This is a genomic window from Lacihabitans soyangensis (assembly GCF_024343775.1).
Classification (GTDB): Bacteria; Bacteroidota; Bacteroidia; order Cytophagales; family Spirosomataceae; genus Leadbetterella; species Leadbetterella soyangensis.
Genome location: NZ_RJUF01000002.1, coordinates 141,200 through 165,959, shown reverse-complemented (window position 1 = coordinate 165,959; position 24,760 = coordinate 141,200). Strand labels below are relative to the sequence as shown.

Below are 24,760 nucleotides of genomic sequence, written 5' to 3'. Positions count from 1 at the left end.
AGCCTTTTAGGAGCCATGAAGCTTAGCCCAAAAATTATAATTCTTCTTCTGTTATTCCATAAACTTTCGGCACAAATTACCGTTTCACATCCGCTTAATAATGCTGTTTATCAACGAAATAGTGCCAGTCAGGCCAATCTTATTATAAGCGGTACTTATTCTCAGCCTTTGGCCACATCGGTTCAAGCGAGACTTTTAAATCCTACAAATGGCTCGGCCATTTCAGGCTTTGATTGGAGTATTATTCAAGAAAACCCCACAATGGGTTATTTTCAAGGTCAATTTAGCAATGTACCTGCCGGCTGGTACACATTGGAGATTCGGACCGTCAAAAGCGGAACCGTTTTGGAAGCCGTTTCTGTAAATAGGGTAGGTATTGGTGATGTTTTTATGATTGCTGGTCAGTCCAATGGACAGGGGTATTTTGATAATTCAAATAATCCTATAGGTTTAGCATCAGCCTCTGAAAAAGTAGTTACTCATGACTATGGCGTTTATTGTTCAAACCAAAACTTCCCTATGCCGGTTCTTGGCCAAATATTCGAATTGACCAAGCCCAGCACTGCAGGTTTTGCATCTTGGTGTTATGGAAGATTGGGAGAGCAAGTTGTGAATACCACAGGTTTTCCCGTGGCCTTTTTTAATTCAGGAGCATCTGGTTCAACTTCTGATAACTGGAAGGTTAGTGCAGATGGAGGAGCAACTAATAATATTTTTACTGGACAACAATTCTGTAGTCATCCCGACGAAAATAATGGTAGGCCTTATTCCATCGGTTTACCTTATTCTAATTTCAAAAGAGGTCTAAATTATTATAACTCTTTGTTTGGAGCTAGAGCCGTTCTCTGGCATCAAGGAGAGTCCGACAAGGTTCAAAACGTGACCGCATCAACATACCAATCTAACGTTAGCTACGTTATTAATAAGTCTAGGAATGATTTTTCAAGTAGTTTACCATGGGTGATATCTAGAGTTTCATTTATTGATGGAGCAGCTTCAAGTATAATTACTGGTGCACAGACGGGCCTAATCAATAATTCCAATCAAATTTTTGCAGGTCCTGAAACGGACAATATCAATAATAACACTATTGCTGGCTCAAGAGACAACATAAATTTGCACTTTTCAAAAATTGTTGGGATGCCTTTGCTAGCCGATGCTTGGTCAAGTTATTTAAATCCAACTTTCTTCAATACCTCTAACCCAATTTCCGCCAATACACCTCCAACAGTCTCTGTGAGTTATGTCAATTCTACTCAGGTTACATTGACTGTCCCATCGGGTTATTCTTCTTACAAATGGGTCAGTGGAGATTTTAGTTATGGTGGTTCAACTTTTGGCACTTCTAACTCCTTAACCGTAAGTTCGGGTACATACAGATGTTGGGTAACTACTGCTAATGGCAATCAACAAATTAGTAGTCAAGTGAATGTCAACCAAGCCTTACTTTTGGCTAATAATGGCAGTTCATGCACAGCCAATGCCTATTTGTCAGATCTGAAATTTGTTTCTGCATCAAACGGTCTGGGTCCTATTGAGCTCAACAAGACCAACGGAAACTCAGCAGATGGTGACGGTTCTGCGATAGTATTAAAAGGTCAGAGCTACACCAAAGGTATTGGAGTTTCTAACAATTCAGAGATAAAATACCAAATACCGAGTGGCCAATATTATAAGTTTAGATCCTTTATTGGAATAAGTGATGATGTGTCCAATGCATGTGATAATATTGGTGGGGTAGTTTTTAAACTTTATGGCAACGAAACCTTGCTTTATACCAGCCCCATAATTTACAGAAATTCTGCTTTGCAAGAAGTGAACATTAATGTATTTGCCTATAGTTCTATCAGGTTAAAAGTGGAGCCAGTGGGGTCAAATACGACTTGTAACCGTGCGGTTTGGGCAGATGCTCGATTGCTTTGTTCACTGGGAGACAATGTAGACCCTTCCCCCGTAACAAATCTTGCTGCATCTAATACCTTGACCAAGTGTATTTCTTTTCAATGGACGCACGCTACTGATGATCAGGCTATTGGTGGATATTATATTTATAAAGATGGTATTAAAATTGATACCATTCCGGATACGCAAAACTCCTATACTATTACCGGCTTAAGTTCTGGAAATACCATACAGTTTGGAGTTAAGGCTTTTGACATAGTAGGAAATGAGTCTGCAACGGTCAGTACGACAGTGAGTACAGTTAATGTTTCAATAGTTTATTTGGGTGAGGATTATTTTTGTGTTTCTAGAACATATTTACCAACGCAAGTTATTCCAGCAGGCGGCACATTCTCCATTGTTTCAGGTCCTGCAGCCTCTTTAAATCCAACAACAGGTGAGTTTTTCTCAAACAATACTGGACTATTCTTGTGTAATTACCAGATAAACAATGGTATTCCAGCTTGTTCTCAAGACAATAATTTCTATATCGGTACTACCACGCCACCAACAATTACACCTGTTATATCTGTAAATAAGCCAATAGTTAACCTAGATTCCATTGTCACCTTTACTTCTAATGCATGCGATGGTGCTAGTACGCTAATTTGGAGTTTTTCAAGTTCAAACGCCACAAGCGTTCAATATAGTCCGGTTTCAACAGGTGTTTATTATGCTGCCTGTAAGAAAAACTTGTGTTATGTCTATTCTAACAACATCACCGTAAAAGTGTTGCCCAACTGTTCAAGCAACTTGGTCTTAGCTCCTACGGCTGACAATCTGAGTTCGAGAATCAATCCTTTAAACTTTAATAGCAGCAACATCATCACGGCTACAAATACCATTGTGCCCAATAACAATGTTCAGTACAATGCTGCCAATGCGATTGTTCTCAATCCGGGCTTTAGTGTCGATTCTGGCGTGAAATTTTCTGCAAAAATCCAAAATTGTCCTAACTGACAGACTAGTTTGTGACAATTTGTCATTAAAATTTGTCAAAAAAACGCTTGGCATATTCATTGTGAAATGAGTATCGTAATTATTTTTAATTAAATACACTGACAGAAAATCATGGGAAAAATTATTGGGATAGATTTAGGAACTACCAACTCTTGTGTGGCCGTAATGGAGGGGAATGAACCGGTAGTAATAGCCAATAGTGAGGGAGCTAGAACCACCCCTTCTATTGTGGCGTTTTTGGACAACGGCGAGAAGAAGGTAGGTGCACCAGCAAAAAGACAAGCAATTACCAACCCAAAGAACACCATCGCTTCGGTGAAGCGTTTTATGGGTAAAAAACATAGTGAAGTAGGCTCTGAATTGAAAACAATCGCTTACGACATAGAAAAAGGTGCTAATGACACACCAAGAGTAAAAATTGGTGACCGTCAATACACACCGCAAGAAATTTCTGCTTTTATTCTTCAAAAAATGAAGGCCACGGCTGAAGATTACTTAGGTCAAACTGTAACAGAGGCTGTTATTACTGTTCCTGCGTATTTCAACGATGCTGAGCGTCAAGCTACTAAAGAGGCTGGTTTAATCGCAGGATTGGATGTGAAAAGAATCATCAACGAGCCTACGGCTGCGGCTTTGGCTTATGGTCTTGACAAACAAGGTAAAGACATGACAGTGGTTGTGTTTGACTTGGGTGGGGGTACTTTTGACGTTTCTATCCTTGATCTTGGTGATGGCGTTTTTGAGGTAAAATCTACCGACGGTGATACCCACTTAGGTGGTGATGACTTTGACCAAGTGATTATAGAGTGGTTGGCTGCAGAATTTAAAGCTGACGAAGGTGTGGATTTGATGCACGACGCCATGGCTCTTCAAAGACTAAAAGAAGCTGCCGAAAGAGCAAAAGTAGAGCTTTCAAGTTCTACTCAAGCGGAAATCAACTTGCCATACATCTTCCCTGTGGACGGTGTGCCTAAGCACTTGGTAAGATCACTTACAAGAGCGAAATTTGAGCAATTGGCCGACGGTCTTTTCAAAAGAATGATGGAGCCTTGCAAGAGAGCCATGAAAAATTCAGGAATCACAAACAGCCAAATATCAGAGGTTATCTTGGTAGGTGGTTCTACGCGTATTCCTAAAGTTCAAGAAGAAGTAGAGGCTTTCTTTGGTAAAAAACCATCGAAAGGCGTAAACCCAGACGAAGCTGTGGCTATCGGTGCGGCTATTCAAGGTGGTGTATTGACAGGCGAGGTTAAAGACATATTGTTGTTAGACGTTATTCCTCTTTCATTGGGTATCGAAACCATGGGTGGCGTATTCACTAAAATGATTGAGGCCAACACCACAATTCCTACCAACAAAGTGGAGGTTTTCTCAACGGCAGCTGACAATCAACCTTCGGTAGAATTGCACGTGTTGCAAGGTGAAAGACCATTGGCTAACCAAAACCGTACTTTGGGAAGGTTCCACTTGGATGGTATCCCACCAGCCATGAGAGGAGTTCCTCAAATCGAAGTGGCGTTTGACGTAGATGCCAATGGTATCTTGAACGTAACAGCAAAAGATAAAGGTACAGGTAAGGAGCAAAAAATCAGAATTGAGGCATCAAGCGGACTTTCGGATGCTGAAATCCAAAGAATGAGAGACGAAGCTAAGGCCAACGAAGAAGCTGATAAGAAAGAAAAAGAGACGATAGAGAAAGTAAATGCCGCAGATTCTATGATTTTCCAAACGGAAAAACAATTGAAAGAATTTGGCGATAAGCTTTCAGAAGGTAACAAAACGGCCATCGAAGGTGCTTTGACCGAGCTAAGAGCTGCTCATGGAACACGTGACTTGGCTGCAATTGATGCCTCTATGGAGAAAATCAATGCAGCTTGGCAAGCAGCTAGCCAAGAGATTTACAATGCTCAACAAGCAGAAGGTGCTCAAGGTCCAGCAGCTGGTGCCGATGCAGGTTCTGCTCAAGCTTCTGAAGAAAACGTTACAGATGTAAACTTCGAAGAAGTAAAATAAGAGAATCAATTTTCTTGAGAATAGTGAAAAGTCTGGACTTTAATTAGTTCAGACTTTTTTTACAACCTTTTTTTTGTGCTTGACGTATATGTTTTATGAATCTGCCTGAAGATTTTTTCATAAGGATTTAGGATTTATTTTAAGATGTATGGGTTTAGTCGAAAAAGCACCTTAGTTTTTAGGGTGCTTTTTTTAATATTTGTAAACGCACAAAAAAAACTCAAAGCCATTTGACCTTGTGTTTTTGTGAGAACTTGTGAATTTTATTTAGTTTTTCAATTTTATCAAAGATAAAAATTCTTCTTTTTTCAAAGAATTATTAAACGCTCCTTCAAAGAAAGAAGTCACTGTAGAACTGCTTTGATCAGCGATTCCTCTAGACGATACACAGAAGTGGTCAGCATCTACTACAACAGCAATATCATCAGTTTTAAGAGCTTCCTTCAGAGCATTTCCGATTTGGATTGTCATCCTTTCTTGAACCTGCGGCCTTCTAGCATAATGATTTACCAATCGGTGTAGTTTTGATAAACCGATTACATTTCCCGAGGAAATATATCCAATATGAACTTTACCCACTATAGGCACGAAATGGTGTTCGCAGTTAGAGTAAAAGCTAATATCACGTTCTACAAGTATTTCGTCGTACTTATAGTTGTTATCAAATAGCGTAATAGAAGGCATGTTTTCTGGATTTAGGCCAGAAAAAAGTTCTTTTACATACATTTTAGCCACTCTTTTCGGAGTTCCCATCAAGCTGTCATCAGTCAAATCTAAGCCTAATGTTTGCATGATTTCTTTAAAATGGCCAGCGATGACATCTATTTTTTGGTCATCAGACATATCAAAAGCATCTGGTCGCAATGGCGTAGCGATATTTGTCATGATATGATCATCGCCTATTTCTTGGTCATGGATAGCCTTAAGCTGGGTATTCAACATAGTTTCTTTCAGTTTCAAATAAAGTTATTTTTAAATCAAATTTTGTATCAATCTTCTGACGTAGAATATCATAAATCACTACAACTATATTTTCGGCAGTAGGGTTTAAGATTTTAAAATATTCGACATCCAAGTTCAGATTTTTGTGGTCAAATTTATCAAGGACGTTTTCCTTAATAAGGTCACTAAGTATTTTTAAATCAAATACATAGCCCGTTTTAGGGTCTGGGTACCCTGTGAGTTTTACCAGTAAATCATAATTGTGCCCATGGTAGTTGGGATTATTACATTTACCGAAAATCTCCTGGTTTTTTTCATCGCTCCACTCGGGGTTAAATAACCTATGTGCGGCATTGAAATGTTCTTTTCTAATTACTGATATTTTGTTCAAAATAAGGTTTTTTTAGTCTTGTACAAAGTCTGTGTACTACACAATCAAAAACGGACTGGCTGGTTTTGATAATTGTCTAACGAATGAAAGTTTAATATTGTTCAAATAAAAAAAAATATTACATTAGTAAAAAAAATTAATAATTGTATGGATCGTAGAAATTTTCTAACAACCACCCTTGCCACCTCTGCTATTCCCTTTCTTAATACCAACGCCGCTCCGAAAGATAAAAAAGTTAAATTGGCCTTTATTGGTGTAGGCCTGCGTGGTAGAAATCATGTAGAACAAGCCATTTATAGAGACGATGTGGAGATAACCGCCATTTGTGATATTGACCCAGATGCCATCAAACGAACCTTAGTTATCACGCAGAAAGCCAATAGAAAAGACCCGGCGGTGTATGGAAAGAATGACAATGACTTTATAAATATGCTCAAAAGAGATGATATTGACGGTGTTGTTATAGCCACCCCTTGGGAATGGCACGTGCCTATGAGTGTAGAGTCTATGAAGGCTGGTAAATATACAGCGGTGGAGGTTTCAGCCACGGTAACCTTGCAAGAATCGTGGGATTTGGTGGATACTTATGAAAAAACGGGGTCTCATTGTATGATTTTGGAAAACGTATGTTACCGCCGAGATGTGATGTCTGTCCTTAACATGATACGTAAAGGAATGTTCGGTGAAATGCTTTATGCACATTGCGGCTACCAACACGACCTAAGAGAAGTGAAATTTAACGATGGGAAAAACTTTTATGGCGGAGGTGTGGAGTTTGGTGAAAAAGCAATCTCAGAGGCTAAATGGCGTACGCAACATTCTATTGATAGAAATGGGGACATATATCCAACTCACGGCCTCGGTCCGGTAGCTCATTGGTTAGACATAAACAGAGGAAATAAATTCAATTACCTGACTTCCACAGCTACCAAAGCCAGAGGTTTGCATAAACACATTGTGGACAAAGGCGGAGCTGACCATCCCAATGCCAAGGTCAAGTTTAAATTGGGTGATGTGGTGACCACCACAATTCAATGTGAAAACGGAGAAAATATCGTCATCATGCACGACTGCAATTCACCAAGACCTTATTCTTTAGGTTTTAGGGCTCAGGGTACAGAGGGCATTTGGATGGACGACAACAAATCTATCTATCTTCAGGGAAAAAGTCCCAAGGCACATGCTTGGGAGCCATTTAAGCCCTATCAGGAGGAATACGATCATCCAGTATGGAAAACACATGCCCAAACTGCCGAAAAAGCTGGACACGGTGGAATAGACTTTTTTGTACTTCGGGCATTTATAGAGTCGGTGAAAAACAAAGTAGCACCGCCGATTGATGTTTATGACGCTGCGGCTTGGAGTGCCATAAGTCCATTGTCGGAGCTTTCTATTGCCCGTGGAAGTTCGCCTGTAGAAATCCCTGATTTTACTCGTGGCAAATGGAAAACTAACAAAAGGATTTTCGGATTAACAGAGAATTATTGATCCGAAACAAATTATTTTGGTTGTTTTTAGGTTGTAGGAATATTAACAATTTATCATTTGAATAACAAAATTGCGGTAATTACAGGTGGTACTTCGGGTATCGGAAAGGCGACCGTTGAAAAACTGGTGACTTTCGGTACCACCGTTGTTCTTTTGGCTCGAGACATTCAAAAAGCTGAATCGGTTAAGAGAGAAATTCTGAAAACTTTCCCAAATGGCAAGGTTGATATCTTTGCCGGAGATTTGAAAGATTTGGGTTCGATAAAATCTGCTGCGGAGGAGATTAAGTTTAGATACCCTCAAATTGATATCCTTATTAATAATGCAGGAGGTGTTTTTTCTAAGTTTGAAAAAACTATGGACGGTTTTGAGGTTGGCTTTCAGGTAAATCATTTGGCTCATTTCTTATTGACACAGATTTTACTAGACAATTTGTTAAAATCGAACGATGCCAGAGTTGTCAATTTGTCTTCTGAAGCACATAGAATCGGTAAATTTAGAGTAGGTAACCTCAATGCCGAGAAAAAATTTAGCACTTGGATGCAATACGGAGCCATCAAACTGATGAATATATTGTTTACCAAGGCATTGGCTAATAAATATGGGGAAAAAGGGTTGCAGTCTTTTGCCGTTCACCCAGGTGTAGTTAAGTCAGGTTTCGGTGCAAACAATGGCGGTTTTTTGAAGTATTTCAACAAAATGCCATTTTTGATTACGCCCGAACAAGGAGCTGAAACGAGTGTGTATTTGGCCACTCAATCGAAAGAAAAGTTGTCCAATGGTGGATATTACAAGCGATGCCAAATATCGTATTCCTCTCTTGAAAGTCAAGATCTCGTCGCCCAAGATCAACTCTGGGAAATCTCGATGAAATTGATAAAGTCTTATTTATAAGCCTATTATTTGTCCTTCTACAAAACTTGTGTCGGGTTTTGAAAGGAAAAGTTTTTGAATACTGAAAACGGAATACGCTTGTAGTTTTCCGTTTTTTGTTTTTATTTTAATTTTGGAGGCATTCTTGAAAAGATAGTTGGAGGTACTCATTTCTATAGAAATTTCTTTAGAATCTTCATCTGCCAAACTTTCAATGCTCATCATTTTTACTGGCAGTGACTCTGAATTTTTAAGTTTATAGCTCAGGATTCCTTGGTTCTCGGATATTTCGTAACTATTTACAAAAGCACTTTTATTTAAATCAGCTTCAACAAAGAGACTAAGTTCCTTATCCCACTCTATTTCCTTGGTGGTTTTGGTTTCTTTTTGCTTGCCTATTTGCCAAGTCTTAATTACCTCAGGCTTTTGGTTTTCTAGGCTCAAAATTAGGGACTCAGAAAACCCTTTTAAATCAAAGTATTTCTTGTTTAAAATTTCTTTTTCTTGATTACAAGATGCTAATAGTAAGGATATTAAAAGGGTTTTCTTTGTCATTTATTAATGGTGAATGTCTTCAATTCTGAAAAGGTGAAAAGGCAAAATATGGGGATCCAGCGACACGAAATTGTTGGCACCTTGCCAAGTGTATTTCGCACCTGTAATGAGGTCATGAACCAAGTAGGCCTCTGTTTCGTGCTTACCTAGTTTTTGGAGGGGAAGATTTACGATGCCCGATTGGGTATTGTAACCTTCGAGGTTAACCACAAATAGTAATCTATTGCCATTTTCATGGGTTTTTATGTAGGCCAACATGTTATCGTTCGAAATCTCGCAAAATTCAATATTGTTGGTATGTTGCAAAGCAGAATTCTGTTTTCTGATGCGGTTGACTTCGGTATAAATGTGGGTTATTTTATTTCTTTTTTCCCAGTCCCAATACTTTATCTCATACTTTTCGGAGTTTTTATACTCTTCTTTTGGAGTATTGGCCTCGTGATACAAATACTCATAAGAAGGCCCGAAAACGCCGTAATTGCTTGACAAGGTGGCTGCCATAAAATACTTTATCAAAAATAAGGGCTCATGACCAGTTTGTAAAATATACGGGTTGATATCATGCGTATTTGGCCAGAAATTCGGTCTGAAATAATCTTTCATGTCCGTTTTTGTCAGCTCTGTCATGTATTCTATCAATTCGGCTTTCGAGTTTCGCCAAGTGTAATAGGTATATGACTGGGTAAAACCAACCTTTGCTAGCTGCTTCATTACTTTTGGTTTGGTGAATGCCTCTGACAAGAAAATCATCTCGGGATATACCTCACGAGTTTCGGCAATTACCCATTCCCAAAAACCGAACGATTTGGTGTGTGGATTGTCCACTCGTATGATTTTTACGCCCCATTCTGCCCAAGTGAAAATGACTTTCTTCAATTCTAACCAAAGGTTCTGCCAGTCTTCACTTTCAAAATTTATCGGGTAAATATCCTGGTACTTCTTCGGTGGGTTTTCGGCATATTTTATGGTGCCATCAGGTAAAATTTTGAACCAATCGGGGTGTTCGGTAACCCAGGGGTGGTCGGGCGAACATTGAATGGCCAAGTCCATGGCCAATTCCATATCATATTTTTTACATTCTTCTACCAGATGCTTAAACTCTTCTAAAGTGCCAAGTTCTGAGTGTATTGCGGTGTGTCCACCTTCTGAGGAGCCAATTCCGTAGGGCACTCCAGGTTCTCCAGGAAGGCATTCTGTTGAATTATTTTTGCCTTTTCTGAAAGTACTGCCTATAGGATGCACAGGTGGTAAATACAACACATCAAAACCCAACTCATGTATGCGTGGCAAAAGTTTTTCAACATCTTGAAATGTGCCATGTTCGCCCACCGTCCTTGCCGCCGAACGTGGAAATATAGAATACCATGCTGAAAACTCTGCTTCTTTACGGTCAGCAAAGACTTTTCTTTCTTCTGACCAACACACGTTTTCCTTTATAGGGTATTTTTCTATCCATTGGTGTAGTTGCTCGCTTCTGCAAATCCAAGTGGCTTCTTCATATTGTGTTGGTGTGTTGAAAGCGGCAATTGCTTTTTTAATGTCTTCTTTGTCAGAACCTTTGGCCATTTTAAGAATGGTATTCAAAAATCCTATGCCCACCAATAATTCTACTTCAAGTTTAAGTCCGGCTTTTATTTTTTCATCCACTTCATGCTGCCAAGTGGCAAAGTGGTCTACCCATGCCTCAATTTTGAAAGAGTAAAATCCAATATTTTCAACCAAAAACTCTCCTCCAAATCTATCGTTCCCTTGGCCAAACATAGGGCTTTCGTTCCAGTTTTTGTCGGATTGATGCTTGGTCCAGAGTCTCTGGCCGAGGTAGTCATGTCCGTCTATCAATATATCGGCAGAAACGTTGACTCTGTGTCCGATTACTGTCTTGGTGGGGTATTTGCCAGCGTTTAATTCGGGTCTAATGTTCTCAATAACTGCTCGAGTTTTGCCATCCATCGGGAGCATTATTTTGTTTTTTGTCATAGGTGTATTATTTCGTCACTCAAAAATATTACTAATGTTTCAGATTGGACTTTATTTTAATTAATATTTTGCATTTTTGTCATATTATTCCGTTGAGGATTCACGTTAATTTCAGTAAAATTACATTTATTCTATATATATATGAAGTACCTGATTGCATTGTTCTTGTTTCTTAATATTTCTGTAAATGCACAAACGCTAAAAGGTGCATGGCAAAATACCGACAAGGAAATTACCACCACTATTATAGCAACGGATACTTATTTGACTGTAAATGTTTATGACCTTACGGGCAAAAAATTCGTAGAATCATGGGGTGGGAAATATACAATAGGGGCTACTAATGAGGCTTTTATGGAGATAGAGTTTCATTCTCAGAATCCGGCTGTTGTGAATTCTTCGCAATCTTATAACATCAACCTCAAGAAGAAAAATTTAGAATTCAACGATAAGAAATTTCAAAAGCTTGATTTTGCGAAAGAAAATGCACTTTCAGGACTTTGGAGAATAACCGCGAGAGCCAATGAAAAAGGCGAAATGTCAGAAATGCAACGTGGTCCGAGAAAGACTTTGAAGATCATGTCAGGTGGCTATTTCCAGTGGTTTGCTATAAATACCCAAACTCGCGAGTTCTCAGGTACGGGAGGGGGGAGATACACCCTTGTCAACGGAAAATATACGGAGAAAATCGAGTTTTTCTCTAGGGATAACAATAGGGTTGGAGCTGAACTAAGTTTTGATGCTGAAGTGAAAGATAAGGAATGGATACACTCAGGAAAAAGCTCTAAAGGAGATCCGATAAAAGAAATTTGGACGCTACAGGATTAAATTCTAACATAGATACCTTTTTCAGAAGCCTTGTATTTGGCACCAAGCTCAGGTATGTTCTTAAAAATCGCTGGAATTACATTTTCACCATCAATAATTACCTCGGGCATGTCTTTCTTGAAATTGTTGTAAATATTTGATAGGCTCACGTAATTGTTCGGCTTTTCAAAATCGTTTTTGGCCAAGCTCCAACTTAGGTAACCCGTGGCCATTTCGTTGGTTTTGTAGGCGTCTATGTGTTGACCCGTCACAAAAATCCGCTTGCCCTGATATTGTGGTTTTAGCTCCGATTCTATAACTCTAAAGTTGGCTAGACCATTTTGCGAGACGCCCAAAAAAGGTTTTGCACCACTAACCGAAATAAACAATGTGGTCACAAAAAACAATAAGAATAGTGTTTCAGGAATTAGCATTTTTTTGCCGTGTATAAAAAAACCAGCACAAAAAAATGCCAAAGGAGCCACGATATAAATCATGTTAGATGGTGTATATTGACCCGAAACAAAGAAAGAGACCAAAATAAATATGGAACTGATTATGATAAGCTGATGGGAACGGTTCTGAAAACTATTGTAACGGTGGCCACGAAGAACACGTATTATTCCAAAAAAGCCTAAGGCCATCGGCAAAACAAAAGTCACAAGAATATCTCTTAGGCCAAGCAAAGAAAAGTCAAACGAATAGCTCAAATGAAACAGCCAAATGTCAGTGAAGTATTCTGCTTGGTCGTTGAAATAAAAATAAAGATACATGAAGAAAATAGGCATAATGAATGCCAAAATAACCATGAAAGTCTGTCGGATATTGATACCAGTGTATAGAAAAAGCACCAAAATGGCCCAAGCCAAAAGTACAAAACTTGGAAGGTGAAACAGGGTGGCTATGCCTAAAAACAAACCAGCCTCAAAAACATCATCGCCAACTCCTTCTCTTTTTTCAATCTGTCTCAGTGTTGAGTTGAGAGCCATCAATACAAAGGTGTTGGCCATAAGTGCAGGGGAGAGTTTTAGAAAGTCAAAAGAGGCATTAATTAATACCAAGTAAACCAGACCAGGTATATAATTTTTCTCATTGAAAAGGTTTCTCCTATTCGTAATAAAAACAAAATAGAGGGTTTGAATGAAAATTAGAACGGATGCAATGGTTTCGTAAACAAACTGATTTTTACCCGCCCAGAGATCTATCATTTGATACACAAAACTCGAAAGTGGCCCAACTTGAGTTAGTACTTCGCTATATAATTTGAGGCCTTCGTTCAGCTTTTCACCCACCAACATCCACTCCAGTTCATAAGTTAAGAGTGGTAATTTGGAGCCGATGTATATCATTTTAAGCCCCAAAAGTAAGGCCAAAAGGGTGATAACCTGAAAAATCGAATTTATTCTGAAAAACGTTAGCAAAGCCTTGTATTTTTAAATAATAAGGTGCAAAAATATCATTTCGTTTACGGATAAACCAAAAATAAGACTGATATTTGTAAAATAATTCTGGTCGAGAACAGGTTTTGTATGATTACAAAACCATTTATTGGCTTCTCGTATTCGGATTTTTAAATTGAGAAATGGAAAGTAAAAGACAAAAGCAGGTAGGGAAGTTGATTCAGAAGGATTTAGGTGAGATTTTCCAAAGAGACTTCAAGTCACTGTTCATGGGGAATTTTGTAACCATCACAGACGTGAAACTTTCTCCTGACCTAAGTGTTGGTCGTGTATATTTAAGTTTTTTAAAGGCTGATAACCGCGAGGATATACTTCAAAACATAAAGGAAAATACAAAAAAAATAAGAGGTTTGTTTGGGCAAAAAGCCAAAAATCAACTCAGGATAATCCCTAACTTTACATTTTTTATAGACGATACAGCCGAATATGCTCAGAAAATCGAGCAATTGTTTGCCAATATTCACATTCCACCTGCTGAAGAAGACGAAACCTCGGAATAAGCATGAATCTGCCTTTTTTTGTTGCCAAGAAGTATTTTCTTTCCAAAAAAAAGAGAAGTTTTATAAACTTTATTTCTATTATTTCGATGTTGGGCATAGCCCTTGGCCTAACCTCACTCATCATTATTCTTTCGGTTTTTAATGGTTTAGAGGAGCTCAATCGCCAGATTTTCAGGGCTTTTGATCCTGATCTTAAAATAACTTCTATCGAAAAGAAAGCCTTTTATCCAAATCAAAAACTAATTCAGCAAATAAACAAGGTAGATGGGGTGGCTTTTACCACTGAAGTTTATCAGGACAAAGCCCTTGCTCGAAGCAAAGATGCACAAATGATAGTGGTTTTAAAGGGTGTAGATAGCACTTTCACCCAAAACACCGAGATGAAAAAGTCACTCATTGAGGGTAAAATGGAGATCTCAAATGGTGGACGGCCAACGGCCTATATCGGTGGCGGGGTGTCTTCTATTCTGGACCTTAATGTGCAAGATTATCTGACTCCGCTGGGTATACTTTATCCTAAAAACCAAAAGTTAAATGTTTTGGCACCGGAAGATAATATCAATCAAATAAACGTGGAAGTCTCTGGCGTTTTTGTGTTGGAACAGCAATATGACAATTACGTGTATTTACCCATATCTACTGTAGAACAGCTTATAGAAGCACCAGGTAAACGTACAAGTTTAGAAATAACACTAAAGCCAGGCTCAGAGGTTGCTATTGTTAAGGATGAAATTGCAGCAATTTTAGACAAATCGCTACAAATCAAAGACCGAGATGAGCAGAATGAGTCTTTGTTGAAGGCCATAAAAATAGAGAAGCTTTTTATTTTCGTGGCACTGTTTTTTATAATTGGTATAGCTTCTTTTAATATTTTTTATGCACTCAGTATGCTGGTGATTGATAAAAAAGATGACATCGAGACGCTTTCCTCTATCGGAGCCACAAAAGGCCTGGTAAAAAATATTTTCTTGGCAGAAGGATTTGTAATTTCCTTAGTTGGGGTGATGTTAGGTTTGCTACTGGGTTTAGGTATTTGTTTCATTCAAATGAAGTTCGGTATCATATCCTTGGGAATGCAGTACGCAACTGTAGATGCCTATCCTGTGAAAATCATTTTGTCAGATATCGTCTTGTCGGTTTTGGGAATATTTCTGATAACTTTCTTGGCATCCATACTTCCTGCAACAAAAGCCCAAAAATTTATGTTAAACCAAAAAAGTTAACTTAATGTCCCTGCGTTTAATCAGTTTATTTTCACTCATACTGTTTTCCAATATTTCTAAAGCACAAGACTTTAAAACTTTTGTGGCCAACAAACAATGGATCTTGGTTACAGAAAAGGCCGAAAAGTCACAACTGATACGATTTGTGCCTTATTCAAAGAATTTGGTAACTCTAAATACTATGATTTGGGAGTTCAAGCCCAATGGTCGTTTAGAGTACGATTATCAGTCGAGCGAAGACGTAGAGGCTTGTTTGGGAGTAGATTTTTTGGACCTTGATGTAGATGCTTGCACTTGGCGACCCAATCCTGCCACCAACACTATCCTTTTAACACTAAAGGGTGGTTATGCCAGTATTGACGACTTTATTTTAAAAAATGAATATGAATTTCAGACTTTTTCGGACGAAAACCAAATGGAGGGTTTTGAGTTGGTGCTGAAAAAGAAAGTGTTCTTCCGCAATCTAAATTGATTGGTTTATGAAAAAATATGTGTTTTTGGCCCTGTACTTTACCCAGACCTTAGTTTTTGGGCAAATTCAAAAATCTCAGGATTTGGCATTTGATCTTTTGCATACAGAGCTGAAAATTAAGCCAATTTGGAAAAACCAAACGCTCGAAGGAACAGCCACTCTGACTTTAAAGCCATATTTTTATGAGCAAGAAAAGTTAGTTTTAAATGCCAAAGGCTTTGTGATAGGTTCGGTTCAGTCTGCTCAGAAAGACCTCAAGTACAAATATGATAGTGAGATTTTGGAAATTTCCCTTCCGAAAAAATATACAAAAAACGATACATTGCTTGTCTCTATTAAATATATCGCTCAGCCGGAAAAAATCGCTTCGCAGGGCAGTGATGCTATCGTGAGTGACAAAGGCCTTTATTTTATAAACCCATTAAATGATCCTGCTGGCTTACCAAGGCAACTTTGGACTCAAGGTGAAACTCAGGCCAATAGTTGCTGGTTTCCGACCATTGACACCCCCAATCAGAATCATACACAAGATGTGTTTTTGACTGTAGAAAATAACTTTACGACACTTTCAAATGGGGTTTTGCTAGAAACAAAACAAAATTCGGACGGTACGAAAACCGACCATTGGCAGCTCAAATCACCGCATGCCGTTTATCTTTCCATGATAGCTGCTGGAAATTTTAAGAAGGTGGTAGATAGTACATTCAGTCGTTTCGAGGTGAGTTATTATGTAGAGCCGGAGTTTGAAAAAAACGCATTGGGAATTTTTGGACGAACTCCCGAAATGATTAATTATTTTGAAAAAATACTAGGAGTAAATTACCAGTGGCCTAAGTATTCCCAGATTCCAGTTAGAAAATATGTTTCTGGAGCCATGGAAAATACCACGGCCACGGTGCACTCTAAAAATTTGTTAAAAACGGGTAATCAACTGATTGATGGCAACGACGACGGCGTAATAGCCCATGAGTTGTTCCACCACTGGTTTGGTAACTATGTAACCTGCGAGTCCTGGTCACATTTACCGCTGAATGAGTCTTTTGCCAATTACTCCGAGTTTTTGTGGGCCACACACAAGTATGGCAAAGACGAGGGCGATTTGGTTTACATCAATGCCTTGCAGGATTACCTTTACGAAGCCACTCAAAAACAAGTACCACTTATCAGGTTTGAATTTGCCAGCAGAGAAGACATGTTTGATGCTCATTCTTACCAAAAAGGAGGTAGAGTTTTACACCAGTTGAGGTTAGAAGTGTGCGATGAAGCATTTTTTGCATCTTTGAACCACTACCTCAAAAGCCACCCTTTTCAAACCGCTGAAATAGAAGATTTGCGTCTTTCATTTGAAAAAATTACAGGTAGAGACCTTAAATGGTTTTTTGATCAATGGTTTAAGATACCAGGACATCCACGACTGAAAGTTCTTCAAAAAATAGAAAACAAAAAGTTGCAACTGTCTGTAAGTCAGGTTGTAGATTCTCTTAACCAAACGGTTTATAGCTTGAAACTTCCACTTAAAATTTATTCAGGGAAGACTTCAGTTGAGAAAATTATAGAAATTACCCAACAAGAGCAGAATTTTAGTTTTGAACTGGATGGTGACCTAAAAAATGTGCTCATCAATCCTGACGGATATTTTCTGGGTACCATAGACCACGTAAAAACTAATGATGAGTTGGTATTTCAGTTTCAAAATTCATCCACGGTCTATGCCCGATTATTTGCTTTGGAGGCACTAACATTAAAACCTGAAGAAGGTGTTGGAGAAAATCCGCTTCAAAATAAGGTCATAAGAGACTTGACAGTGGATGCCCTCAAGGATAGTTTTTGGAAAATTAGACAAACGGCTGTTCAAAAATTATTTGATTATGACGGTGAAGATTTTCTTAAAATAGAAAAAGCCTTGCAGAACTTAATTAAGATGGAAACGAAAAGTGTGGTCAAAGCTGATGCCATATTGGCAATGAAAAACTTTCTAAATCCACAGAATGATGTTTTGTTCAGGGCAGCTTTGGAAGATTCCTCTAACCTGGTAAAAGGTGCAGCTTTAGAGGCCTTGTTTACCAATAAAGTATCTGACGCGGCTGAATTAGCCACAAAGTTTTCTTCGAGCTTTGATAATTCTATTTTCGCCTCGGTGGCCAATTATTACTCCGAAAATCCTGATCCTCAGCAATATGATTGGTTTCTGCCCAGACTTACTAGGATGGAAGGTATAGAAGTGTACCAATACTTGGCCATTTTTGGTTCTTATTTGTCAAGAACTGATAAGAGTGTGGTGCAAAAAGCCATTCCTTTTATTTTTGGTCTTGCTAGTGCAGAGCCTGAGTGGTTTGTTAGAATAAGTGCTGCTCAAATATTGGACATGCTACGCGACGATAACCCTGAGGCTGAGGCAGCCTTGAAAAAGGTGATAGCTCAAGAAAAAGACCAGCGATTGATCAATTATTACGATCAATTCAAAAGATAAATGTGGAGAGATTATATCAATTTTCTGTCCAAGTTAACCTTCAAGAGGGCCATTAATGCTCTAGGATTGGTCTTGGGCTATGTTATTTCCAAAATTACCAAAACACCTGTAAACGGTTTTCTACCTGTAGCTTTGGCTATTGAACCGACCACCTCTTGTAATTTAAGATGTCCTGAATGTCCAAGTGGTTTGCGTTCGTTTACTCGGCCTACTGGTATGTTGGATGTCGTCATGTTTGAAAAAACGATTTCCGAGTTAAAAGATGCCTTGCTTTATTTGACCTTTTATTTTCAAGGCGAACCATTTTTGCACAAGGATTTTTTGAAAATGGTAAAATCAGCTACTCAGAAAAAAATCTATACCTCAACCTCAACCAACGCCCATTACTTAACACCCGAAAATGCCGAGGCAACTGTGCAATCTGGTATCGATAGGGTAATTATTTCTTTGGATGGTACCACTCAAGAAACCTACGAACAATATCGTATTGGAGGGAATTTAGAGAAGGTTATAGAAGGAACCAAAAACTTAATTGCCGCCAAAAAGGCTTTAAAATCAAGTACTCCGCATGTGATTTTTCAGTTTTTGGTAGTAAAACCTAATGAACACCAAATTCAAGATGCTAAAGCATTAAGTAAATCTTTGGGCGTGGATGAAATTCGCTTCAAAACGGCCCAGATTTATGACTACGAAGATGGATCGGCACTTATACCTGCGAACGAAAAATACGCTCGCTACAAGAAGACAGCCTCAGGGAAGTTTGAAATAAAGAATAAATTACTGAATCATTGTTGGAAAATGTGGCACTCGACGGTAATTACCTGGGATGGTTTGGTGGTGCCATGTTGTTTTGATAAAGACGCGGAGTATAGAATGGGCAACGTTTCTAAGCAAAGTTTTAGAGAAGTCTGGTCCTCAGAAAAGTACTTGAGTTTTCGCAAGCAACTCATTGGTTCACGTAAAAACATAGAAATGTGTAAAAACTGCACCGAAGGTACCAAAATTTGGGGTTAAGGGTAAACGCTACAGAAGTTTTTTGCGTATTACAAATATTGGTTCGACTTTTGCGGACGTGATATTAAGATTTTTACACTATTGAAAAATTTACTAATTACGTTTTTATTACTTTGTTCTTTCTTGGGTTTTGCCCAAGAGTCGGCGGATGGGTATATGATAGCCTGTGATGCCTCTGATAAGAATGAAGATGTCGTTTTTTTAGGTCCTGATTTTCGTAATTTGAGACCACAAGCTAATACCGCTTCCATTAATGTTACCTACTCTAATTTCCCAAACGACGCCAAAGCAGCTTTTCAAGCGGCTGTGGATGTTTGGCAAAGTGTTCTGATAAGTAAGGTTCCAATAAAGATAACTGCCTCTTGGGAGTCGATAGCCGCGAATACCTTGGCCACATCTGGAGCCAAAAAAGTGTATAAAAACTTTACCAACGCACCTATCAAAGAGGTTTGGTACCCTTCTGCATTGGCGGAGTCCATTGCAGGTGTAAATCTTAATGGCACCGAGGCAGATATCAGCATTAATGTCAACAAAAATATCAGTTGGTCATTCGACACCGATGGCACCAGACAGGCCTTTAAATACGACCTAATGACGGTTATTTTACACGAAATAGCCCACGGCCTCGGATTTACCACCTCTATGAAATTGGCCGGAACCAACGAAACCCAAGCACAATGGGGTATAGAAGGTTTACCACTCATTTATGATATTTTTTCGGAGCGTTCTAACGGTCAGGTGCTTACCAACACTGCAATAATCGGTAATCCTTCCACTCAATTAAAGGCAGCTATTACCAGCCAGGATGTTTTTTTTAAAATTTCTAATGGGCCTCTTGCCAAAGATTACCCTAAGATGTACGCACCGACTACTTTCAGAAGCGGTGGCACACTTTCGCATCTGGACGAATCCAAATACCCAAAGGGAACAGAAAACTCGCTGATGTCTCCACAAATAGGTGCTGCAGAGGTCAATCATTATCCAGGTCAGGTGATTTTGGGTATTCTAAACCAAATAGGTTGGGGAGTTCTAAATTATGTTGGCCAAGTAATCACAGCCATTGAACCTCAGGATATTTCTCAGCAAATTTTTGTGTATCCAAATCCAACACCAGATTTTTTGAATGTTATCGTTCCAGAAAAATACCATCAAAAGAAGGTAAATATGCAGGTATTTGACTCAAGGGGTTTGTTGATAAAAGAACAGAATACCGATGGTCAGTCAAATATAAAATTGGATATTCAAAATTTATCTTTCGGTAAATACATTCTTCGAATTGCTCAAAACGAGTCCATACAGTTCATAAAGAACTAATATTATTCGATTTTATACGGAATATAAGGCGTTATGTCTGCCCCAAACTTATGAAGTTCTCTGACTATCGTTGAGCTGATGGGTGCTAATTCGGGAGCGGTTATCAGAAATACCGTTCCTAAGTCCTTGGCCAACTGTCGGTTAACTTGCGATATTGTATTTTCGTATTCAAAGTCTGTGGTGTTTCTTAATCCTCTCAAGATAAACTGAGCCCCATATTTCTTTGCCACTGAGGCTGTTAGATCATCGTAGTGTACGATTTTAATTCTCGGGTCATTGGCAAAGGCACCTTTTATTTCCCGTTCTATAACATCTATTTCGAAATACCTCTTTTTATTGGTGTTGGTACCAATTCCTATGATTATTTCATCAAAAAGACTAAGCCCTCTTTCTACAATATCTGCATGACCTTTGGTGAAAGGATCAAACGAACCGGGAAAGAAGGCTATTTTCTTCATTTTTTTTTATCTTTTTATCTTTCGTGAAAAGGTTGTAACACAAAGTTACACGAAGAAGTCACAAAGTTGCACGAAGTAATGATTTGTTTAATGTTCTTCTATAATTAATCAGAAGTTACAAAAGTTTCACAAAGAGAAGGTTATTTCGATAATTCTGTGGCCAAGACCATCCTAATCTTTATTCTCGCACCTATGGCCATCACGTCTACCAAGTCTTGAATAGTCAGGTTTTGTTCGGCTCTGAGAATTACGGTCGGTTCCTCCATTCCAGTGGTGGCTTCTACGAGAGAGGCTTCCAATTGTGGAAATGGAATTGGTTTTTTATCGATGTAATACTGCTTGTCTTCTGTAATTGATAAGGTAATGGGCTGTTTACTAACGTCATGCGTCGATTTGTCAGACTTTGGCAATAAAAGCTTTATGACATTCGGACTACCAAGCGTAGATACGATCAAGAAAAACAAAAGTAAGAAAAACATGATATCATTTAGGGACGAAGTCTGAACTTCGGCCTCGAAACGTCTTTGTCTTTTAAATTTCATTAGCGAATCGGCTCGTTTAATGTATCAAAAAAGTCCATTACAGTCGCTTGTAGGTTGATGCTGAATTTATCAATCATCATGTTGATACCATGGTAGAATGAATAAGCCAAAAGACCCACCACTAGACCTGAAAAACTCGAAATCATTTTCTCATAGAGACCATTTGAAATGGTTTCGATAGAGAAATTTCCTGTTACTGATATTTCATAAAATATACGAATGATACCAGAAATAGTACCCACAAAACCCAAAGTTGGAGCCACACCGGCTATCAAACCAAGATAACCCATGTTCTTTTCCATTTTAGAAATTTCCAAGTTGGATTGTATTTCCATAGCACTTTCGATGTCTTTTACAGGCTTACCAACTCTTGCAATACCTTTTTCGAGAATTCTTGAGATCGGTTTGTTTGTGCCTTTGCAAAGTGTTGATGCCGTACGAATATCCCCTCTTAAAATATTGTCTTTCAGTGATCTAAGAAAGCCCATGTCTATTTTTGAAGCATCTTTGATAAACAAATATCTTTCGGCTGCGAGAAACAAAGTGACCAAAAGCAAGGCCATTATTGGGTATATAACGATACCACCTTTAAACAACAACGAGAGATAATTGATACTTTGAACTCCTGCTGCAGCTGCGGTTGAGTCTGTGGCAACAGGTACTTGAAGAATGAGGTCTAAAAGCATATTTTGATGGGTCTAATTTATTTTTTGCGTTATTAACTGAAAAGCTACCTAAATATTTTGCAAAATAAGGTTTTTTTGGCCAATATCAGAAAAATCGGACCAAACTATCAATTTTTCTTAAAATATTTTACTAATTGGTTTGCTTATAAAGTGCCTTTTGTGCTGGGCATAGCGTCCAAATCTTTAATATTTCTTTGAACAGCCATTTTTATGGCTTTCGCCCATGCTTTGAAAATCGATTCTATTTTATGGTGCTCATTATCCCCTTCGCACTTGATGTTTAGGTTACACTTTGAGGTATCGGAGAAGCTTTTGAAGAAATGCATGAACATCTCAGTAGGCATTTCACCGATTTTTTCTCGTTTGAAGCTTGCATCCCAAACCAACCAAGGTCTTCCAGAAAAGTCAATGGCCACCTGCGAAAGGCATTCGTCCATCGGCAAAAGGAATCCGTAACGGTTGATGCCTCTTTTGTCGCCTAAAGCCACCAAATAAGCTTCTCCCAATGCCAATGCGGTGTCTTCTATGGTATGGTGCTCGTCTATGTGCAAATCTCCCTTGACGGTGATGGTCAAGTCGGCACCAGAGTGTTTGGCTAATTGGTCTAGCATGTGGTCAAAAAAGCCCAAACCAGTTTCTATGTGTGATTTTCCTTTGCCGTCGAGGTTCAGTTTTACATAAATATCGGTCTCTTTGGTGGTTCTTTTTACTTCGGCTACACGCTCAGGAAGTTTCAAGAACTCATATATCTTATCCCAGTCTTTGGTGACCAGAGCGGTGGCGTTTTTTTGGTCTTCGGTTGCAGATTCAGGCAGGATTTCGCCAATAAAAATCCCTTTTCCACCCAAATTGGCCGCTAGTTGTATGTCAGTTAGTCTATCGCCCAAAACATAAGAATTTGCTAAATCGTACTCACCTTCAAAGTATTTGGTTAAAAGTCCCGTTCTTGGTTTCCTGGTTGGGGCGTTTTCGTGTTCGAAAGTTCTGTCTATAAAAACCTCGTCGAACAGGATGTTTTCACCTTCCAAAAGATTCATCATTTTCTGGTGTGCTGGCCAGAAAGTTTCCTCAGGAAAAGAATCCGTTCCAAGGCCGTCTTGGTTGGTGACCATTGCCAATTCAAAATCTGTTTCTTCTGATATTTTTCTGAGATTGGAGATTACTTTGGGCAAAAACTCAAGTTTTTCGAGAGAATCTATTTGAAAATCTATGGGTGGTTCTACGATTATGGTGCCGTCGCGATCTATAAAAAGGACTTTCTTCATCAGTTATATTTTTTGCAAAAATAGGCCTAGAATTATTCTTTTTAAAATTATCTTTACATTTAGACCATTAATATTCTAAAATTCAACCTCAGAATCATGAAAAAACTTCTTTTTCTTTTATTTGTAGCATTTCAATCCTTTGCTCAGACCAAATCGCTCAAAATCAGTGCTCCGATTAAGGAATCTACCCCAGAATCGGCTGGGATGTCTTCAGAAAGAATCAAGCGGATTGAAGATATGTTGGCAGAAGCCATCAAGAATGAAACCATTCCAGGAGCCACTGCTTTGATCGTAAAAGATGGTAAAATAGTTTATCAAAAAGCATTTGGATATGCCGATGTGCCGAATAAAGTGGTGATGAAAAATGACCATATTTTCAGGATAGCCTCTATGTCGAAGGCCATCACTTCCACAGCCATTATGATGCTTTGGGAACAGGGGAAATTCACATTGGACGATCCCATTTCTAGATATATTCCTGAATTTAAGAATCCTGTGGTTTTGGATAGATTCAAAATGGCGGACTCTACCTATACCACAAAACCTGCTGATAAAGAGATTACTATCAGACATTTGCTTACCCATACTTCAGGTTTAGGTTACGGAGTAATTGATGGCGACGAAAAAATGAAGGCCATTTACAAAAAGGCTGGCATTGTGGATTTATTCACTACCAACCCAGTGAAAATTGGGGATAACATCAAGAAATTGGCCAAACTTCCACTACATGCCAACCCTGGCGAGAAATTCATTTATAGTGAGGGATTAGATGTTTTGGGGTATTTGATAGAGGTAGTTTCTGGCCAAACTTTCGATGAGTATTTGCAGAAGAATTTGTTTGAGCCTATGGGCATGAGCGATACGTATTTCTATTTGCCTTCTGCCAAAGCTGACAGATTGGTAAAAGTACACACCAAAAAAGATAACAAATGGGTGCATTTTACGGATACTTTTTATGATGTGGATTATCCGGCCAAAGGTGCCAAATCCTTCTACAGCGGCGGTGCGGGGCTTTCTTCTACCGCAAAAGATTACGCAACGTTTTTACAAATGTATATCAATGGAGGTGAATACAACGGAAAGCGTTTTTTGAGCAAAACCACCATAAAGGCAATACTTTCTGACCAGTTGGGTGATATTTGGGGTGGAGAGAAAAGTGCCACGGGCCATGGTTTAGCATTCGGATTGGTAAAAGCCAAAGGTGAAGGAAAGGGAGGGAGCGGTTCAGAGGGCACTTTCGACTGGGGTGGATATTTCAATACATCCTACTTTGCAGACCCAAATTCCAAAATCATAGGCGTATTGATGAAACAAACCCAAAGAATAGGAGAGGACAGAACTTCTACACTCTTCAGACAAATGGTTTTTGCAGCGGTGGATGAATGAGAATTAAATTCATAATAGTTTAG

The 24,760-nt window shown here is 38.7% G+C and carries 21 protein-coding genes; 12 read left to right on the top strand and 9 right to left on the bottom strand.

Going from position 1 to position 24,760, the window contains the following annotated elements; translation table 11 throughout:
* Nucleotides 1–15: 15 nt before the first annotated feature.
* Both EGI31_RS01865 and dnaK read left to right on the top strand, forming a co-directional pair.
* Nucleotides 16–2,901, top strand: coding sequence for an NPCBM/NEW2 domain-containing protein (locus EGI31_RS01865; RefSeq protein ID WP_255035427.1), 2,886 nt, complete (start codon nt 16–18; stop codon nt 2,899–2,901).
* A gap of 111 nt (nt 2,902–3,012) precedes the next feature.
* Nucleotides 3,013–4,914, top strand: a complete 1,902-nt coding sequence (gene dnaK, locus EGI31_RS01860; protein WP_255035426.1) for a molecular chaperone DnaK — start codon at nt 3,013–3,015, stop codon at nt 4,912–4,914.
* A gap of 267 nt (nt 4,915–5,181) precedes the next feature.
* Here the strand turns inward: dnaK and folE are convergent, their stop codons facing one another.
* Both folE and EGI31_RS01850 read right to left on the bottom strand, forming a co-directional pair.
* Complete coding sequence (folE, locus tag EGI31_RS01855) at nt 5,182–5,874, bottom strand: GTP cyclohydrolase I FolE (RefSeq protein ID WP_255035425.1); 693 nt, start codon at nt 5,872–5,874, stop codon at nt 5,182–5,184.
* Nucleotides 5,837–6,247, bottom strand: coding sequence for a 6-pyruvoyl trahydropterin synthase family protein (locus tag EGI31_RS01850; RefSeq protein WP_262925350.1), 411 nt, complete (start codon nt 6,245–6,247; stop codon nt 5,837–5,839). The genes folE and EGI31_RS01850 overlap by 38 nt, the downstream gene beginning before the upstream one ends.
* 147 nt (nt 6,248–6,394) lie before the next feature.
* Between EGI31_RS01850 and EGI31_RS01845 the strand changes: the two genes are divergently transcribed.
* Nucleotides 6,395–7,735 (top strand): Gfo/Idh/MocA family protein, encoded by a 1,341-nt coding sequence (locus tag EGI31_RS01845; protein WP_255035424.1) that lies wholly within the window; start codon nt 6,395–6,397, stop codon nt 7,733–7,735.
* A 57-nt stretch (nt 7,736–7,792) separates the two neighbouring features.
* Nucleotides 7,793–8,629, top strand: a complete 837-nt coding sequence (locus EGI31_RS01840; protein ID WP_255035423.1) for an SDR family oxidoreductase — start codon at nt 7,793–7,795, stop codon at nt 8,627–8,629.
* On the opposite strand, the gene EGI31_RS01835 is transcribed toward EGI31_RS01840, so the two are convergent.
* Together EGI31_RS01835 and EGI31_RS01830 are read right to left on the bottom strand one after the other, a co-directional pair.
* Nucleotides 8,624–9,163 carry a hypothetical protein gene (locus EGI31_RS01835; RefSeq protein WP_255035422.1) on the bottom strand — a complete coding sequence of 180 codons (540 nt, stop codon included), beginning with the start codon at nt 9,161–9,163 and terminating at the stop codon, nt 8,624–8,626. The two genes, EGI31_RS01840 and EGI31_RS01835, sit on opposite strands and share 6 nt — an antisense overlap.
* A 3-nt stretch (nt 9,164–9,166) precedes the next feature.
* On the bottom strand, nt 9,167–11,140 hold the full coding sequence (locus EGI31_RS01830; protein WP_255035421.1) for an alpha-1,4-glucan--maltose-1-phosphate maltosyltransferase: 1,974 nt from the start codon (nt 11,138–11,140) through the stop codon (nt 9,167–9,169).
* Between the two features lie 141 nt (nt 11,141–11,281).
* On the opposite strand from EGI31_RS01830, the gene EGI31_RS01825 reads away from it, so the two are divergent.
* Entirely contained in the window at nt 11,282–11,968 is a 687-nt protein-coding gene (locus EGI31_RS01825) for a DUF4488 domain-containing protein (RefSeq protein ID WP_255035420.1), read from the top strand.
* Here EGI31_RS01825 and EGI31_RS01820 read toward each other — a convergent pair.
* Nucleotides 11,965–13,368, bottom strand: a complete 1,404-nt coding sequence (locus EGI31_RS01820) for a hypothetical protein (protein WP_255035419.1) — start codon at nt 13,366–13,368, stop codon at nt 11,965–11,967. The two genes, EGI31_RS01825 and EGI31_RS01820, sit on opposite strands and share 4 nt — an antisense overlap.
* Before the next feature lie 161 nt (nt 13,369–13,529).
* On the opposite strand from EGI31_RS01820, the gene rbfA reads away from it, so the two are divergent.
* The 6 genes from rbfA (at nt 13,530) to EGI31_RS01790 (ending at nt 20,400) form a co-directional block, all read left to right on the top strand.
* Nucleotides 13,530–13,907 (top strand): 30S ribosome-binding factor RbfA, encoded by a 378-nt coding sequence (gene rbfA / locus EGI31_RS01815; protein WP_255035418.1) that lies wholly within the window; start codon nt 13,530–13,532, stop codon nt 13,905–13,907.
* Between the two features lie 2 nt (nt 13,908–13,909).
* Complete coding sequence (locus EGI31_RS01810; RefSeq protein ID WP_255035417.1) at nt 13,910–15,130, top strand: ABC transporter permease; 1,221 nt, start codon at nt 13,910–13,912, stop codon at nt 15,128–15,130.
* Between the two features lie 4 nt (nt 15,131–15,134).
* On the top strand, nt 15,135–15,602 hold the full coding sequence (locus EGI31_RS01805) for a hypothetical protein (protein WP_255035416.1): 468 nt from the start codon (nt 15,135–15,137) through the stop codon (nt 15,600–15,602).
* Nucleotides 15,603–15,609: 7 nt separating this feature from the next.
* Nucleotides 15,610–18,072, top strand: coding sequence for a M1 family metallopeptidase (locus tag EGI31_RS01800; protein WP_255035415.1), 2,463 nt, complete (start codon nt 15,610–15,612; stop codon nt 18,070–18,072).
* Nucleotides 18,073–19,086 (top strand): radical SAM/SPASM domain-containing protein, encoded by a 1,014-nt coding sequence (locus EGI31_RS01795; protein WP_255035414.1) that lies wholly within the window; start codon nt 18,073–18,075, stop codon nt 19,084–19,086.
* 81 nt (nt 19,087–19,167) lie between these two features.
* A complete protein-coding gene (locus EGI31_RS01790; RefSeq protein ID WP_255035413.1) occupies nt 19,168–20,400 on the top strand; it encodes a T9SS type A sorting domain-containing protein in 1,233 nt (410 codons plus the stop codon).
* Nucleotides 20,401–20,402: 2 nt separating this feature from the next.
* Here the strand turns inward: EGI31_RS01790 and coaD are convergent, their stop codons facing one another.
* The 4 genes from coaD to hisB all read right to left on the bottom strand — a co-directional run bounded on the left by coaD (nt 20,403) and on the right by hisB (nt 23,351).
* Nucleotides 20,403–20,858, bottom strand: coding sequence for a pantetheine-phosphate adenylyltransferase (gene coaD, locus EGI31_RS01785; RefSeq protein ID WP_255035412.1), 456 nt, complete (start codon nt 20,856–20,858; stop codon nt 20,403–20,405).
* A gap of 140 nt (nt 20,859–20,998) precedes the next feature.
* A complete protein-coding gene (locus EGI31_RS01780; protein ID WP_255035411.1) occupies nt 20,999–21,400 on the bottom strand; it encodes an ExbD/TolR family protein in 402 nt (133 codons plus the stop codon).
* The gene (locus EGI31_RS01775) at nt 21,400–22,086 is read right to left on the bottom strand and encodes a MotA/TolQ/ExbB proton channel family protein (protein ID WP_255035410.1); all 687 of its coding nucleotides are present in this window, start codon (nt 22,084–22,086) and stop codon (nt 21,400–21,402) included. Before EGI31_RS01775 ends, EGI31_RS01780 begins: the two co-directional genes overlap by 1 nt.
* 143 nt (nt 22,087–22,229) lie before the next feature.
* The gene (gene hisB / locus EGI31_RS01770; RefSeq protein ID WP_255035409.1) at nt 22,230–23,351 is read right to left on the bottom strand and encodes a bifunctional histidinol-phosphatase/imidazoleglycerol-phosphate dehydratase HisB; all 1,122 of its coding nucleotides are present in this window, start codon (nt 23,349–23,351) and stop codon (nt 22,230–22,232) included.
* Between the two features lie 96 nt (nt 23,352–23,447).
* Here hisB and EGI31_RS01765 point away from each other — a divergent pair, with 96 nt between their 5' ends.
* Nucleotides 23,448–24,737, top strand: a complete 1,290-nt coding sequence (locus EGI31_RS01765; RefSeq protein WP_255035408.1) for a serine hydrolase domain-containing protein — start codon at nt 23,448–23,450, stop codon at nt 24,735–24,737.
* Nucleotides 24,738–24,760 lie beyond the last annotated feature (23 nt).

Bases quoted from the DNA above. Each gene is read 5' to 3' on its own strand.
- EGI31_RS01865 (WP_255035427.1), top strand. From the start codon at position 16: ATGAAGCTTAGCCCAAAAATTATAATTCTTCTTCTGTTATTCCATAAA.
- dnaK (WP_255035426.1), top strand. From the start codon at position 3,013: ATGGGAAAAATTATTGGGATAGATTTAGGAACTACCAACTCTTGTGTG.
- EGI31_RS01845 (WP_255035424.1), top strand. From the start codon at position 6,395: ATGGATCGTAGAAATTTTCTAACAACCACCCTTGCCACCTCTGCTATT.
- EGI31_RS01835 (WP_255035422.1), bottom strand. From the start codon at position 9,163: ATGACAAAGAAAACCCTTTTAATATCCTTACTATTAGCATCTTGTAAT.
- EGI31_RS01830 (WP_255035421.1), bottom strand. From the start codon at position 11,140: ATGACAAAAAACAAAATAATGCTCCCGATGGATGGCAAAACTCGAGCA.
- EGI31_RS01825 (WP_255035420.1), top strand. From the start codon at position 11,282: ATGAAGTACCTGATTGCATTGTTCTTGTTTCTTAATATTTCTGTAAAT.
- rbfA (WP_255035418.1), top strand. From the start codon at position 13,530: ATGGAAAGTAAAAGACAAAAGCAGGTAGGGAAGTTGATTCAGAAGGAT.
- EGI31_RS01810 (WP_255035417.1), top strand. From the start codon at position 13,910: ATGAATCTGCCTTTTTTTGTTGCCAAGAAGTATTTTCTTTCCAAAAAA.
- EGI31_RS01805 (WP_255035416.1), top strand. From the start codon at position 15,135: ATGTCCCTGCGTTTAATCAGTTTATTTTCACTCATACTGTTTTCCAAT.
- EGI31_RS01800 (WP_255035415.1), top strand. From the start codon at position 15,610: ATGAAAAAATATGTGTTTTTGGCCCTGTACTTTACCCAGACCTTAGTT.
- EGI31_RS01795 (WP_255035414.1), top strand. From the start codon at position 18,073: ATGTGGAGAGATTATATCAATTTTCTGTCCAAGTTAACCTTCAAGAGG.
- coaD (WP_255035412.1), bottom strand. From the start codon at position 20,858: ATGAAGAAAATAGCCTTCTTTCCCGGTTCGTTTGATCCTTTCACCAAA.
- EGI31_RS01780 (WP_255035411.1), bottom strand. From the start codon at position 21,400: ATGAAATTTAAAAGACAAAGACGTTTCGAGGCCGAAGTTCAGACTTCG.
- EGI31_RS01775 (WP_255035410.1), bottom strand. From the start codon at position 22,086: ATGCTTTTAGACCTCATTCTTCAAGTACCTGTTGCCACAGACTCAACC.
- hisB (WP_255035409.1), bottom strand. From the start codon at position 23,351: ATGAAGAAAGTCCTTTTTATAGATCGCGACGGCACCATAATCGTAGAA.
- EGI31_RS01765 (WP_255035408.1), top strand. From the start codon at position 23,448: ATGAAAAAACTTCTTTTTCTTTTATTTGTAGCATTTCAATCCTTTGCT.